Source organism: Kitasatospora sp. Ki12 (assembly GCF_054601375.1).
Genome location: NZ_BAAIHT010000002.1, coordinates 99842 through 114068 on the forward strand (window position 1 = coordinate 99842; position 14227 = coordinate 114068).

Sequence of the window (14227 nt, forward strand, 5' to 3'; positions counted from 1 at the left end):
TCAGCCGCGCGCGGGGCGCCGCGGGAGCACCGCGTGCACCCGGGTGCCGCGGTTGAGGGCGTCGACGGTGCAGCTGCCGCCGATCTCGGCGGCCCGCTCGGACATCGACCGCAGCCCCACCCCCGGGTGCGCCGGGCCGCTGCGGCCGGGGCCCTGCCCGTCGTCCTCGACGACGAGCTCCAGCGCCCCCGGGTCCACCCGGACGGACACCGTGGCGCTGCGCGCCCGGGCGTGCCGCAGCACGTTGTTGAGCGCCTCCGCGGTGATCCGGTAGACCGCGACCTCCACGGCGGCGGGCAGCTCCGGCAGCGGGTCCGGCTCCAGCCGGGCCGTGACGGAGAGGTCCGCACCGCTGAAGGTCTCCGCGAGCCGGCCCAGCGCCCGGGACAGCCCGTAGTCGCCCAGTGCCGTCGGTCCGAGCCGGTCGGTGATCCGCCGGACCTCCCGGACGGCCGTCGCGAGGTCGTCCGCGACCCGCTCCAGCGCACCGGAGAACCGCGCCGGGTCGTCCACCGCGGCCGCCCCCTGCAGCCGCAGCCGCAGGCCGGCCAGCATCGGGCCGAGTCCGTCGTGGATGTCGCGGCGCAGCTGGCGGCGCTCCTCCTCGCGGGCCGCGACGATCTGCTCGCGGCTGGCCCGGAGGTCCTCCATCAGCCGGAGGGAGGCGACGGCGGGCGCGGCCTGGTCGGCGAGCGAGCGCAGGATGTCCCGGTCGCTGTCGTCGAGGGTCAGCTGGCCGGGGCGCGGGGCGACGGTGAGCCGGCCGATCTCGGCGCCGCGGTGGACCAGCGGGAAGCCCTCGACGCTGCCGGAACCGTCCCCGAAGGCGGCCAGCGGGCGTTCGCCGCCGCGGGTGGAGACGGTCAACGCCACGCTGGACAACCGGAGTTCGTCACCGACGGTGGCGCACAGCACGGCCGGCACGTCCTGCGGGTCGACGGTCTGGCTGACCCGTCCGGCCAGGCTGCGCAGCACCTGGTAGGGCTGCGCCCGCGAGCCGTAGTACCAGCGGTCCACGACGCCGGAGGCCCAGCGCACGCCCCGGGGCAGCCCGGCCGCCAGCAGGAAGACCAGGGCGACCAGCAACAGCGCCCCGGCGCCGCGCCGCCCGGGCATCAGCATGGTGGAGAGCACGCAGGCCACCAGGACGAACACCACGACCAGCCCGGTGGCCACCAGCAGGCCCACGAGCACCCGGCGGGCCGCCCGGTCGAGCCGCCAGGAGCCGTCCCGGACGACGACGGCGGCCAGGGTGAGCGTCCACAGCGCGGAGGTGACCGCGAAGGCGACGTACGAGGGCGTGCTCTGGTCGTCGAAGTAGTAGCCGAGTTCGGCACCGCCCCACAACAGGTAGACGCCCAGGCCGAGCAGGACGTTCTGCCGGCGCCGCCGCGACACCCCGCGGGTGCGGGCGAGCGGGACCAGGACCACCAGGACGGCCAGCACGACGAACACGATCAGCTGGGTGGTGTGCAGCCGGTCGTTGAAGGTCCGCAGACAGCTCGCGACCGTGCTTCCCGCCAGCGGGTTGGGCCGGCCGAACACCGTGGGCTGGTACACGTAGTAGCAGGCCTGGGGCAGCATCCACAGCGCCACCGCGCCGATCGCGTACCACCACCGGCGGCTCGGCAGCGTCCCGTACGGCAGCCACAGCGGCAGGGCGTGCCAGATGGTGCCGCTGACGGTGTACCCGGCCGACACCAGGACCACGACGGCCCCGACCACCCGCGAGTCGCCCACCTCGACCCAGACCGGGGTCTGGGCGGCGAGCGGGACGATCAGCGCCGTCCCGTAGCAGAGCAGGACCCAGCCGAGCTGGTTGCCCGGGCGGTGGGCGTGCAGCAGTACCCCGCCGGCCACGGCGGCGAGGCCGTAGCCCAGCACCGCCAGGTGGTGGGCGGGCACGGAGATCCCGGGTGCGCCCCGGTGGCTCAGCACGTAGCCGATCCACAGGCCGCCGGCCACCAGGCAGACGACGGCGCACAGCCCCGCCAGGGCCAGTTGCCGCTCCGCCGGGCCGGACCGGGGCCGCCACCAGGCTCTCCGCACACTCTCCGTGGCCATGAGCACCCGTTCCTCTCCGCGGACCCACCGGATGGCAGCAGTGTCCAGCACCCGGTGTCCCGGGCACATGAGGCAGTGGCCCCGGCGGGGCGCGGCGCCCCCGGACGGGTGGCCGGGGGCGCCGCGCGACGGGCTCGTCGAACCGTCGCGTCAGGCGGGGTCAGCGGCCGGGGCGGGCCGGCGGTAGGTGAAGTACGGCAGGAAGAACTGGGTGACCGGCCCGACCAGCAGGGCGTAGAGGACCGTGCCGAGGCCGACCGTCCCGCCGAGCGCCCAGCCGGCCGCGAGGACCGTGACCTCCAGCCCCGTCCGGACGAACCGCACCGAGCGGCCCGTCGTGGCCGCCAGCCCGGTCATCAGTCCGTCCCGGGGGCCCGGCCCGAACCGGGCGCCGACGTAGACCGCGACGGAGAACCCGTTGAGGAGGATGCCCGCCAGCAGCAGGAAGCAGCGGGACGCCATGCCGAGGTCCTCGGGGATGACCGCGAGCCCCAGGTCGGAGGAGAAGGCGAGCACCAGGACGTTGGCGAAGGTGCCGAGCGTCGGTTTCTGCCGCAGCGGCACCCACGCCAGCAGGACGAGCACGCCCACCACCGCGCTGATCGTGCCGAAGCTCAGCGAGGAGTGGTGCTGCAGACCCTGGTACAGCACGCTCCAGGGGTTGACGCCGAGAGCGGCGCGGACCAGCAGGGAGAGGCTGAACCCGTACAGGGCCAGCCCGACGAGCAGCCGGGCGAGGCGCTGCACCGGGCGTTCCGCGAGCGGCAGGTAGCCGAGCGGCGGCAGCGGCGCGCGTCCGGCGGCCGGACGGCGGGGCGGCGAGGTGGTGACGGGCATGGGGTGTTCCTCCGGTCCTGGTGCGCTGTGCCGTGCACCTGACGAGGAGTCTCCGGGGCCGCCGACCGGAATTGGATGGCCAATCGGCGGCAAGTGGTATGTTCCCCATAGCCAATCCGGATGACGCAGCGCCAGTCCGGATGACGCAGCGCCGCTCCGAGGGAGGCAGCACCGCTCCGCGGGACACGGCGCCGATCCGAGGGACACGGTCCGATGACGCAGGCGCTCGGCGCACGACAGCTGGCCGCCCTGCTGCCCGGCCTGAGCGGGGCCCGGCCGGTCTACCGCCACCTGTTCGAGGGGATCAGCGCGCTGATCCTGGACGGCCGGGTGCCGCTGCACGTCCGGCTCCCCGCCGAGCGGGCGCTGGCCACCTCACTCGGGCTCAGCAGACCGACCGTCACCTCCGCCTACGAACTGCTGCGCGAGCACGGGTACGCCCACAGCCGGCGGGGCTCCGGCACCTGGACCGCCCTGCCGGAGGAGGTCGTGCCGCACAGGGTCAGCCGGGCGCTGCCCGCCCCCGACGCCGCCATCGACCTGGCCCGGGCGGCCCCCGGGCTGCCCTCGGAGGTGCTGGACGACGCCCTCGCCCGGGTGGCCCCGCAACTGGCCGTGTACACCCGCGGCTCCGGCTACCACCCGTACGGGCTGCCCGGTCTGCGGGCGGCGGTGGCCGACCGGTTCACCCGGCGCGGGCTGCCGACCGTGCCCGACCAGGTCCTGATCACCTCCGGCGCCCAGCACGCGCTCAGCCTGGTCCTCGGGCTGTTGGCCGCGCCGGGCGACCGGGTGCTGGTGGAGAACCCGTCCTACCCCAACGCCCTGGAGGCCGTGCGCCGCGCCCGGCTGCGGCTGGTGCCCACCCCGGTCTCGGAGGACGGCTGGGACGTCGAGGCCGTCGAGGCCGCGTTCCGCGGGGCGGTCCCCCGGCTGGCCCTGCTCACCCCGGACTTCCACAACCCCACCGGTCTGCTGATGCCCGAGGAGAGCCGCGCCCGGATCGCCCGGGCGGCCCGGGCGTACGGCACCTGGCTGGTGATCGACGAGACCATGGCCGACCTGGCCCTCGACTGCCCGGCCCCGGCCCCCTTCGCGAGCCGTGCCCTGTCCGGCGGCGCGGGCGGGGTCATCACCCTCGGGTCGATGAGCAAGACCCACTGGGGCGGGCTGCGGATCGGCTGGCTGCGCGCGCCGGCGCAGCTCGTGACGGAGCTCGCCGGCCAGCGGATAGCGACCGACCTGGGCGGCTCCGTCCTGGACCAGCTGCTGGCCCACACCCTGCTCGACGCCGGAGACGGGCCGCAGCGCGGCCAGCTGGACGCGCTGCGCGGTCAGCGCGCCGCGCTGGCCGACGCCCTGACCGAGCACCTCCCCCGGTGGAGCTGGCAGCTGCCGCCCGGCGGGCTCTCGCTCTGGGTCGACCTCGGGGCGCCGGTCGCGACCGCCCTCGCCGAACGGCTCCTGGACCACGGCGTGCGGATCGAGAGCGGCGCCTGCTTCGCCACCGATCCGGGCGTCTTCGAGAACCGCCTGCGGATCCCGTACACGATGCCGCCCGCCGTCCTGCACGAGGCGGTGCGGCGGATGGCCGCGACCATGGCCGAGGGGCTGCGGGCCCCGTCGCCGGCGCGACGGCCGCACCTGGTGGTCTGAGACTCGTTGGTCAGGGACTCGGTGCTCTGACCGGCCCGGGAAGGGTGTGGCGCGCCTCCCGGGCCGCCGGTCAGGCCACCAGCTGCGTGGCGTAGTCCCGTTCGCGTTCGATCTCGCCGGCCGTCTGGGCGATCCGGCCGGTCGCCCGGCGCAGCAGCGGCGGCGCCATGACCGAGGTGACCACCGCCACCAGGACGACGACGGTGTACGAGGCGGTGTTGAGCACGCCGAGGCCCAGGCCGACGGAGGCCAGGACAATCTCGACCACGCCGCGGGCGTTCAGCCCGGCGCCGATGGCCACGGCCTCGTCGTGGTCCAGCCGGCCCAGCCGGGCTCCGGCGTAGCCGCCGACCAGCTTCGCGCCGACGGCGACGAGCAGGGTGACCAGCGCGGCGCCGAGCACCGAGAGGTCCTTGAGCGCGGTCAGGTCGACCTGCAGTCCGGCGGTGGCCAGGAACAGCGGCGCGAGCACGGCCATGACGAACGGCCGCAGGGTGTCCAGGAAGCGCCGGGCCCCGGCGCCGAGGGAGCCGATGACGATGCCGCACAGGAAGGCGCCGAGGATCGGCTCCATCTCGAGCACGTGGGTGCCGGCCGCGGCGAACACGATCAGCACCAGGACGGTCGCCGCGCCCAGCTCCCGCCCGTTCTCGGCCCGCTCGATCGGCCGCAGCAGCCGGCCGATCAGCGGGCGGGCCAGGAAGGCCGTCACGGCCAGGACGAGCAGCAGGTAGCCGACGGACTCCGCCACCACGCCGGCCCGCAGGCCCTCGGTGGCCATGGCCGAGACGACCGACAGCATCAGCCAGCCCAGGATGTCGCTGACGGCGGCGGCGCCGATGATCACCTGGCCGACGTTGCGGTGCAGCAGCCTCATGTCGATCAGGATCTTCGCGATCACCGGGAGGGCGCTGACCGCGACGGCCACGCCGATGAAGAGGGCGAAGGTGGTGCGGTCACCGGCCCTGCCCAGCATCGACCCGGGCAGCAGGAAGCCCAGGCCGATACCGAGCGCCATCGGCAGCAGCACGCTGCCGAGGCTGACCCAGGTGATGGCGCCCCGCTTGCGGCGCAGCAGGTCCAGGTCGATGTGGGCGCCGGTGATGCCCACCAGCAGCAGGACGCCCAACTGCGCGATGGCGCCGAGCAGGTGCATCTGTTCGGCGTTCCTGGGCAGCAGCCAGTCGGACACCGCGGGGGCCGCGCCGCCCAGTACGGAGGGCCCCACCACGATGCCGGCGAGGAGTTCGCCGACCACCGCCGGCAGTCCGAGGCGCAGGGCGAGCCGGCCGAGGCCGGTCGCGAGGGCGAGCAGCGTACCGACCTGGACCAGCAACACCAGGAGGTGGCCGTGGCTGATGCCGGGTACGGGCGCCGTGGCCAGTACCATCCGACGTCCTTTCATGCAGAGGGGACCGGGTGCGCGGGTGCGCGCCGGGGTGGTACGGGTCCTGCCGCCGGTAGCCGTCCCGGTCAGGTGTAGAGGCCGTCCTCCTCCAGCGCCCGCAGGGCCCGGTAGTCGCGCTCGACCTCGGCCGGGTCCTCGGCGGCCAGGTAGACGTAGCCGGGGCTGTTGATCAGGTCGCTGGTCGCGGGCAGGTGCCGGCCGGGGGCGACGCCGTGCGCGAGGTGGACCAGAGTGGGCAGCTCCCGCAGGCGCTCGGTCCAGTCCAGCGGTCCGGCGATCCCGGCGGCCGGGTTGATCAGGGCGACGTTGCGCAGCGCGCCGGACCAGCTGACGGCGGTGTCCCGGAAGGCCGCGAGCCGCTCGGGGGCGAGCAGGGTGTCGGCCAGCAGCGAGGTCTGCGAGACCCCGGCGTACTTCTCCACCACCGCGGGCGCGGTGCCGCCGCCGAGCCGGGCGCCGGTCTCGATCAGCACCGGGCCGCGGGCGGTCGTCATCACCTCGGTGTGGGCCGCCCCGGAGACGATGCCCAGGGCGTCCAGGGCCGCGGTGACGAATCCGAGCAGGGGTGCCGCTTCCGCCGAGTCGACGGGGACCGGCTCCTCGTAGTCGTAGACGGGGTGGCCGACGCTGCCGGCCCGCTTGGTGTACCTCCACAACTCCGCGAAGCGGTGGACCCCGTCGTGCGACACGGTGTTGGCGTAGTACTCGACGCCGTGCACCCGCTCCTGGACCAGGACGGCGGTGTTCGGCTGCCCGTAGAGGTTGTCGGCGCACAGGACGGACTTGCAGGCGTCGCGCACCTCGTCGACGCTCCGGCAGAACCGGACGTTGTCGGTGCCGGCGCTGTTCGGCGGCTTGACCACGGCCTCGGTCAGGCCGCTCGCCTCGAGCCAGGCGGCGGCCGCGTCGGCCTCCTCGAAGCGCCTGCCCCGTGGCACGGCGACGCCGGCGGCTGACGCGGTGTCGGCCATCGCCTGCTTGTCGCGGCGGGCGGCGAGGGTCTCGACGCGGTTGCCCGGCAGGCCCATCAGGTGGGTGAGGGTGTCGGCGAGGATGACCCCCGACTCGGTGCCGGCCACCACCCGGTCCACGCCCGACGCGGCCAGGATCCGGGCGAGTTCGGCCGGGTCGCCGCCGCCGTCCAGGAGCTCCGTGTAGTCGGAGGCGTCGAAGGCGCGGGTGAAGTACTCCGGCATGTCCGGGGAGGACCGCACGTGCACGCAACGGGCACCGCGGTCGCGCAGGGCGGAGACGAGCAGTCGGCCGGTCGAGTAGCCGTCGATCACCGCGATCTTCATCGGTACGTCCTTCCGGGGCGCGCGTTCGTCAGGCCGGGTCGACGGCGGGGGCGGCGTCACCGGTCTCGCCGGTCTCGTAGAAAGAGCAGGCGACCCGGGCGCCGCCGTTCATGCTCACCACGCCCACCTCCGGATCGGTGCTCCCGCGCACCAGGCAGCCGTTGTAGCCGTCGCCCCCGGTGACCAGCGGATCGGTGAGGAACACGCCCCAGTTGAGGAACAGCTCCTGGGTGCCGTCGCCGTCGTCCGCGGGGAAGACCTCGGGGATCGGCTTGATGCGCTCCTGGAGCACGTAGGGGCCGTCCAGTGCCTCGGCCAGCCGGGCCCGCCACTCCTCGGGGCCCACCGTCCAGCCGGGCACGATGCCGCTGCCGCCGTGCAGCAGCGTCGGCTTCAGGATCAGGTCCTCCCGGTGCGCCTCGGCGTACGGCAGGAGGTCCAGCTCCCGGCCCTCGGCGTCGGTCGCGGTGGCCCTGACGTGCCGGGTCCACGGCAGGAAGCGGTCGACGCAGGCCCGCTCCTCGGCGGTGAAGAGGTGCCGGTTACGGTCGTCGGAGAGCATGGCGAGCGCGCCCTTGTTGCCGTACAGCTCCGCGTCCAGGCGGCTGAACATGCCCACCCGGCCCTCCTCGAAGGCGCGCAGCAGCGGCTCGACGAACGCCGCGTCGGCGGGCGTGGCGATCTCCTCGACGAGGAAGAAGCGGTACAGCACGTCGATGGCGCGGCCCGCGACCTCGAGGCGGCCGCCGTTCTCGCCGATCTGGCCGACGTGGCAGGGGACGGCGTCGATCCCCTCCCGGTCGAACAGCGCCGCCATGACCTTCAGCCGGGGCTCGTAGGACTTGAAGCTCTCCGGCCAGTCGACCAGGGCCACGACGGGGCGCCGGCCCCGCGGCTCCATGTGCCGCGCGCACTCGGCGCGCAGCGTCCTGGTGATGCCGGCGAAGGTGTCGACGTAGCCGAGCTTCCGTCCCGCGACGAACTCGGACAGCGCCGGGTGCGCCAGCATCGCCCGGTTGATGCCCGCGTTCTCGAAGCCGCCCAGGGCACTGGTGATGTTGAGTTCCAGCAGCTTGAAGCCGTCCGCGCCGCGGTAGAGGTCGGACCGGGCGAGCGGTACGAGCGGCGCATCCGCCGTGGTGGCGCGGCGGACGATGTCGGTCTGGGTGTCGGTCATCCCGACGGCGCGGGCCATCGCCGCTACATCGCCGTCGAAGAGCCGCTCGGGGAGTTCGGTGAGCAGCCGGTGGACCTGGAGGAGGTCGGCCGCGACCAGGGCGCGCTCGGCTGCCGACAGGAAGACCGGGGCGGCCAGGAACCGGCCCCGGTAGGCCACGGTGACGAGGTCGTCCGCGACGACGTGCTCGATCAGCTCGCCGGGCTCGGCACCCCGCCGCTTCAGGACGTCGAGGTACTCGGCGCCGATCCCGGACCGGGGAACGCGCGCGGTGGTGGGGAGTTGTGGCGTCATCGGGAGCTTCTCTTTCGGTCGCGGCGGAACGGGGTGCGGGGGGACGGCTGTGAGCTGGGGGGGGGAGAGTGCGGGCGCGGTTCAGCGCGGTGCGGGCGTCGGGAACCAGGTCCGGAGGCCGAAGGCCAGCCGGATCGCGACGACGGCCATCAGCCCCACGCCGAGCGCGTACACGGCCGGGGTGCCGTGGCTCTTGGAGACCACGCCGGCCAGGCCCGCCCCGAGCGGCAGGGCGCCCCAGGCGAACAGCCGGTAGATGCTGTTGACCCGGCCCTGCAGGTCCTTGGGGACGAGGGTCTGCCGCAGCACGACCGCCACCGTGTTCCAGGTCACCGAGGCGCAGGCGCCCAGGGCCAGGGCCGCCCCGACCGCCCACACCCGGGGGACGAGCCAGATGACCAGGTTGCTGCACCCGATCGCGGTGACCACGCTCACCAGCGCCCAGCCGTTGCCGATCCGGCGCACCAGCGAGGGCGACAGCTTGGCGGCGCTGATCGCGCCCACCGCCTGACAGGCGACCAGTCCGCCGTACCCCAGGTCGGACAGGCCCAGCTCTCGGTGCGCGTAGACCACCAGCACGGCCAGGGCGCCGGTGTAGACCAGGTTGATCGCGCCGGCGGTGAAGGACAGGGTGCGCAGCAGACGGTTCGCGAAGAGCCAGCGCAGTCCGGTGGCCATGTCGGTGATCAGCCGGGGGCGCCCGGCCGCCGGCCGGGGCCGGTGGTCGCCCTGCGGCAGCCGCAGCCGGGTGAGCAGGAACGCCGAGGCGAAGAAGGTCGCGGCGTTGACCCCGAAGGGGACGGCCGGGGCGAGCAGGAACAGTGACGAGCCGATCAGCGGGCCGACGAACTGGTTGCCCACCGTCTCGGACCCCATGATCCGCCCGTTCGCGGCCACCAGGTGCTTCTCCGGCACCACGGACGGCACCAGGATCTGCGCCGCGTTGCGGAAGAAGGTCTCGCAGGTGCCGATCAGGAAGAAGCACGCGTACAGCGCCCAGAGGCTGCCGAAGCCCAGCGCGACCGACAGGACGAACCCGGTGATGAGGCAGCCCCGGAAGAGGTCGATGCGCACCATCGTCCGGCGCCGGTCGACCCGGTCGACGAGCACGCCGGCCGGGATGCCGAACAGCGCGTACGGCAGGGTCAGGGCCATGCTGACGCCCGCGATGAGCCGGGGGTCGTCGGTGAACGTGCTGGCCATCAGGGGTGCGGCGGCCATCGACACCCCTTCGCCGATCGACGAGGAGGACGCGGCGGTCCACAGGGTGGTGAACTGCCGCCCGAGTCCGGGCCGTTCCTCCTCGCCGTCCGGCCTCGCCTCGGTGGTCAGCGAGCCGTCGCTCTTCACTCGGTTCTCCCTCTGCGATGCGACGATCGCGGTGTCCGTGGTGCGCGGGGTCGTCCGTGGTGCGCGGGGTCGTCCGTGGTGCGCGGGGTCGTCCGTGTCGCGCGGGGTCGTCCGGGCCCGTCAGCCGAGCGGGAGCGAGCGCAGGAAGTGCAGGCACTGCTCCAGCTGGGCCAGGGCGACGAACTCGTTCGCGGTGTGCGCCTCGGTGATGGCGCCGGGCCCGCAGACGACGGTCGGGATCCGGGCGTGCCCCCAGATCAGGCCGGCCTCGGTGCCGAAGGGGACGAACTCGGGGTCCTCCTTGGCGCCGAGCGCCTCCCGTACGAAGGTGACGAACTCGTGCTCCGGGTCGATGGCGAACGACGGGGTGTCGGTGAGCTGTTCGGTGCGCACCTCGACGGCGTCGGACTTGGCCCGCATGCCCGCCAGCACCTCCCCGGTCGCGAAGCGCCCGAGTTCGGCGGCGATGCCGTCGCAGGAGTGGTCGGGGATGTTGCGGATCTCGAACTCGACCACGCAGTCCTCGGGCACGATGTTGGGCTTCACCCCGCCCTCGACCCGGCCCACGTTGATCCAGGAGTGGCCGATGGCGAACCGGTCGTCGTGCGGCCCCTGGACCCGGAAGGTCTCGTTGAGGATGTCGGCCCGGCCGATGACCGCGGCCGCGGCCGTGATCGGGTTGGGCAGCAGCGGGGCGAGCGCGGCGTGCTTGGGCTCGCCCTTGAAGCTGATCCGGTGGTTCTGCTTGCCCTTGTGGCCGACGACGACCTTCAGGCCGGTCGGCTCGCCGACGATGCAGCCCCGGACCTTGCCCTCCCAGCCGCGCAGTTCCTCGACGAGCCGGCGGGCACCGACGCAGCCCACCTCCTCCTCGTAGGTGAGCACCAGCGTGACGGGGACGGTGAGGCGCTCGTGGTCCACCCGGGACAGGATCGTCAGGCAGCAGGCGATGAAGCCCTTCATGTCCGCGGTGCCGCGGCCGATGGCGACGGTGTCCGTGAGCGTGAGGGCGAAGGGGTCGGTGTCCCAGGCCTGCCCGTCGACCGGGACGACGTCCGTGTGGGCCGACCAGACGATGCCGCGCTCGCCGTCCGCGCCGGCCGCGCCGGGGCCGACGGTCGCCACCAGGTTGGCCTTGGTGTGCTCGTCGTTCCAGTGGAGCCGGCTCTCGATGCCGTTGCCGGACAGCAACTCCTGTACGTAGTCGAGGAGTTCGATGTTCGACCGGTGGCTGGTGGTGTCGAACCCCACCAGCCGTTCGAGGATTTCGAGCATGCGGGAGTACAGGTCGCCGTCGGACGGGCGGAGGGGAATGCCGGATGCCATGGTGACTCGCTCACGGGTCGGACGGACGGTCGGACGGTCAGGCGGACGGTCGGACGGACTGTCTGTGGGGGCCTGGGCCTCGGCGCCGGCCCGGGCGCGGTCCGGCGCCGAGGGGCGCTCCCCCGGTCTCAGGCCTTCGGGGAGAGCCGGCTGTGGCCGACCTCCGGCAGCGAGGGCGTCACCGGCTGGCCGTGCGTGGTCAGCCGCAGCAGCTTCCGTACGTGCTTCTCGTCGAGGTCCTTCGTGGTCGCCGAGTGCAGCACGCACCGGTTGTCCCAGACCACCACGTCCAGCGGGCTCCACCGGTGCCGGTAGACGTACGGCTCGCTGGTGATGTGCGCGATCAGCTCCTCGATGAGGGCCGTGCTCTCCGCCTCGGGCAGCCCGTCGATGCCGACCACGCTGCCGATGATCCGGGGCTGGATGAAGAGGGTCTCGCGGCCGGTGTCCGGGTGGCGGCGGACCAGCGGGTGGGTGATCTCCGGAGTCTGCTCGCGCTCCTCCGGTCCGATGTACTTCCACCGCGCCCACGGGTCCTCGCGGTCCGGCGACCACCGGTACTGGTGACGCACCCGGAGCGTCCGCAGGTACGCCTTGCGCTCCTCCGGCAGCGCCTCGAACGCCGCCTCGGCGTTGGCGAAGAGGGTGTCACCGCCCTCCGCCGGGATCTCCAGGCCGTGCAGCATCGTCGCGCTGCCCGGGACGAGCTTGTAGGAGTAGTCCGAGTGCCAGCCCTGGCCGGAGGTCTTCATCTCCTTGTTCCGGCCCGGCTCGTTCTGGTTCGAGAGCAGGGAGAGGGTCGGCTCCTCGGGGTGGCGCAGCTTGATGACGTGGTGCTCCTCGGGCCGGCCGAAGATGGTGCCGAACCGGGCGAAGGTGCTCGCCGGTATGTCCTGGGAGCGGAAGACCAGGACCTTGTGGTCCAGGTACGTCTCGTAGATCGCGCGTCCGTGCTCCTGGATCACCTCGGGGGTCAGCCGGAGCTCCTTCACCTCCGCGCCGAACGTCTCGGAGACCCTGGTCGCGACGACCGTGGATTCAGCGGTCACTTCATTCCTTCCGTCGTTGTTCCGCTTTACCTGGGTTTACCCGGCCCCGACACCCACGCGGAACCGGATCCGGTCTCAGGCGATTTCCTTGCGCAGGAATACCCGGTGCGAATGCTCGTTCCGCTCGGTGTGCGTGACCTCGTACCGCAGGCCCTGGTAGAAGGCGATGTTGTCGACCATTTCCACCCGGGTCCACAGCCGGACACCGCGCAGCCCGGCGGACCGCGCCATTTCCTCGACGAGTGCGACGAGTTTCCTCCCGATGCCCCGCCCCTGGCAGGACGGCCGCACCGCGAGGTTCCGGAGCACGAGGTACGGGTCCCCGTCCTCCGGCGTCTCCACCGTCACCATCCCGAGCGTCCCGTCGTCCGAGACCGCGACGTGGCACCGGCCGGACGCCGCGACCTCCCGGTAGTCGAGCAGCAGGGGGGCCGGCGGTTCGTCCACCAGGCCGAGGTACTTCCCGTAGGCCTCGCGCGCTATCTCCGCGAGGACCTCGCCGTCCGCGGCCGCGGCCGGCCGGATCCCGACGGCAGCGCCGTGTGCAGCAGTCGCCATGTCCTTCCCGTTCCGTGCTCGGGGCGACGGGACCGGCAGCGGTCCCGGTCAGCCGTTGTGGACGTCCAGGGTGCGCGCCTCGCGGGTGCCGTCGAAGTACCGGCCGGCGTAGACCTGCTCGCCGTCGTCCGAGGCGACCTTCTCGTTGAAGTCGCTGCCCACGTCGTAGTTGAAGGTCACCCGCGGGTAGGCGAGCGCGTCGACCCTGCCCTTGTCGTACCGGGCGTCGATCGAGGAGAAGCGGAGGGCGTAGGCGAGCCGGGACGGGATCGGGCCCTCCCCCAGCGGCACGCTGCGGTGCAGCACGTACTTGTCGAAGATCAGGGCGTCGCCGGGCTCGAACGAGTCCTCCACCGCGATGTGGTCCAGCAGGCCCGTCATCTGGGGCGAGTTCAGCAGGCTGTTCTTCAGCACGCTGAAGTCGTCGTAGCCGAGCTCCTCGCCGGCCTCCGCCCGGGCCCGCATGTAACCGGGCAGCAGGTTGATGTGCTGGTAGACGAACTCGCCGGACAGGTGCTTCTTCGACACGTACTTCATGCCGCCGCGCTGGCCCTCGGCGTCGATGTCGCACAGCGGCGTCCAGATGGTGAACCCGGCGTCCTGGCGGCGCTGGAAGCCGAAGCTCTGGGTGCCCACGTGCCACGGGAAGCCGGTGCTCTTGTTCTTCTCCAGCTCGAAGCCGAGCCCCTGGGTGAAGAAGAGCCTCTGGCCGGTGAGCTCCGCCATGGCGGTGGCGAAGCCGCGGTCACCCATGAGTTCGAGGATCGTCGGGTCGTCGTTGCCGATGTCGTACTTCAGCTTGCTGAAGCCCGATCCGTAGTTGTCGGCGGGCGGGACGATCTCCGAAGTGCTGAGCTTCTTCATGTGATCGACGAGCCCGGCCGAGAAGACCTGCTTGAGCTTCAGGAAGCCGTGTTCCCGGAAGCTCTCCACGTCCTCGTCACTGATAGCGAATGCCGGGTTAATCATTGAGGAATTCCCCCAGATCTCTTCCGCGAATATCCACTGGCTGCGCCGCCGGGTGGCGGTCGGCCGCATAACGGCGCACTTCCGACTTCCCTTCGAAGATATCCACCGGCCGGCGCCGGCGTCGAGGCGTGTTCAAGTGTGTGCGCACACACTCTTCCCGTTCGTTCCCCTCGGATCCGGTCCGGCGGCCCGACTGCCCGGCGGTCCGGCGGCGCGGTGACCCGGAAAGGGAATGGGGGAC

The 14227-nt window shown here is 72.9% G+C and carries 11 protein-coding genes; 1 reads left to right on the forward strand and 10 read right to left on the reverse strand.

The annotated features are described in order from the left end of the window. The gene (locus ACYP53_RS18155) at positions 1–2064 is read right to left on the reverse strand and encodes a sensor histidine kinase (protein WP_459648081.1); all 2064 of its coding nucleotides are present in this window, start codon (positions 2062–2064) and stop codon (positions 1–3) included. Positions 2065–2214: 150 nt separating this feature from the next. Next, the gene (yczE, locus tag ACYP53_RS18160; RefSeq protein WP_459648082.1) at positions 2215–2901 is read right to left on the reverse strand and encodes a membrane protein YczE; all 687 of its coding nucleotides are present in this window, start codon (positions 2899–2901) and stop codon (positions 2215–2217) included. Positions 2902–3114: 213 nt separating this feature from the next. Between yczE and yczR the strand changes: the two genes are divergently transcribed. After that, positions 3115–4557: a MocR-like transcription factor YczR gene (gene yczR, locus ACYP53_RS18165; protein WP_459648083.1), complete on the forward strand. Its 1443-nt coding sequence runs from the start codon at positions 3115–3117 to the stop codon at positions 4555–4557. A gap of 70 nt (positions 4558–4627) precedes the next feature. Here yczR and ACYP53_RS18170 read toward each other — a convergent pair whose 3' ends face one another. The 8 genes from ACYP53_RS18170 to ACYP53_RS18205 all read right to left on the reverse strand — a co-directional run bounded on the left by ACYP53_RS18170 (position 4628) and on the right by ACYP53_RS18205 (position 13986). Then, positions 4628–5947 carry a cation:proton antiporter gene (locus ACYP53_RS18170; protein WP_189922616.1) on the reverse strand — a complete coding sequence of 440 codons (1320 nt, stop codon included), beginning with the start codon at positions 5945–5947 and terminating at the stop codon, positions 4628–4630. An 83-nt stretch (positions 5948–6030) separates the two neighbouring features. After that, the gene (locus tag ACYP53_RS18175) at positions 6031–7263 is read right to left on the reverse strand and encodes a hypothetical protein (RefSeq protein ID WP_459648084.1); all 1233 of its coding nucleotides are present in this window, start codon (positions 7261–7263) and stop codon (positions 6031–6033) included. 28 nt (positions 7264–7291) lie between these two features. Further along, a complete protein-coding gene (locus ACYP53_RS18180) occupies positions 7292–8734 on the reverse strand; it encodes a hypothetical protein (protein ID WP_459648085.1) in 1443 nt (480 codons plus the stop codon). Between the two features lie 81 nt (positions 8735–8815). Continuing rightward, positions 8816–10084: an MFS transporter gene (locus ACYP53_RS18185; protein WP_189922610.1), complete on the reverse strand. Its 1269-nt coding sequence runs from the start codon at positions 10082–10084 to the stop codon at positions 8816–8818. Positions 10085–10204: 120 nt separating this feature from the next. Further along, positions 10205–11410 (reverse strand): acetylornithine deacetylase, encoded by a 1206-nt coding sequence (gene argE / locus ACYP53_RS18190; RefSeq protein WP_459648086.1) that lies wholly within the window; start codon positions 11408–11410, stop codon positions 10205–10207. A 128-nt stretch (positions 11411–11538) separates the two neighbouring features. Then, positions 11539–12459 (reverse strand): TauD/TfdA dioxygenase family protein, encoded by a 921-nt coding sequence (locus ACYP53_RS18195; protein ID WP_459648087.1) that lies wholly within the window; start codon positions 12457–12459, stop codon positions 11539–11541. A gap of 75 nt (positions 12460–12534) precedes the next feature. After that, the gene (locus tag ACYP53_RS18200) at positions 12535–13017 is read right to left on the reverse strand and encodes a GNAT family N-acetyltransferase (RefSeq protein ID WP_189922603.1); all 483 of its coding nucleotides are present in this window, start codon (positions 13015–13017) and stop codon (positions 12535–12537) included. A 48-nt stretch (positions 13018–13065) separates the two neighbouring features. Continuing rightward, positions 13066–13986, reverse strand: coding sequence for a phytanoyl-CoA dioxygenase family protein (locus ACYP53_RS18205; RefSeq protein ID WP_459648088.1), 921 nt, complete (start codon positions 13984–13986; stop codon positions 13066–13068). Positions 13987–14227: the final 241 nt, after the last annotated feature.

What these genes read in the sequence shown, in the direction of transcription:
- yczE (WP_459648082.1), bottom strand. Translation starts at nt 2,901, where the DNA reads ATGCCCGTCACCACCTCGCCGCCCCGCCGTCCGGCCGCCGGACGCGCG.
- ACYP53_RS18155 (WP_459648081.1), bottom strand. Translation starts at nt 2,064, where the DNA reads ATGGCCACGGAGAGTGTGCGGAGAGCCTGGTGGCGGCCCCGGTCCGGC.
- ACYP53_RS18180 (WP_459648085.1), bottom strand. Translation starts at nt 8,734, where the DNA reads ATGACGCCACAACTCCCCACCACCGCGCGCGTTCCCCGGTCCGGGATC.
- argE (WP_459648086.1), bottom strand. Translation starts at nt 11,410, where the DNA reads ATGGCATCCGGCATTCCCCTCCGCCCGTCCGACGGCGACCTGTACTCC.
- ACYP53_RS18175 (WP_459648084.1), bottom strand. Translation starts at nt 7,263, where the DNA reads ATGAAGATCGCGGTGATCGACGGCTACTCGACCGGCCGACTGCTCGTC.
- yczR (WP_459648083.1), top strand. Translation starts at nt 3,115, where the DNA reads ATGACGCAGGCGCTCGGCGCACGACAGCTGGCCGCCCTGCTGCCCGGC.
- ACYP53_RS18170 (WP_189922616.1), bottom strand. Translation starts at nt 5,947, where the DNA reads ATGGTACTGGCCACGGCGCCCGTACCCGGCATCAGCCACGGCCACCTC.
- ACYP53_RS18200 (WP_189922603.1), bottom strand. Translation starts at nt 13,017, where the DNA reads ATGGCGACTGCTGCACACGGCGCTGCCGTCGGGATCCGGCCGGCCGCG.
- ACYP53_RS18205 (WP_459648088.1), bottom strand. Translation starts at nt 13,986, where the DNA reads ATGATTAACCCGGCATTCGCTATCAGTGACGAGGACGTGGAGAGCTTC.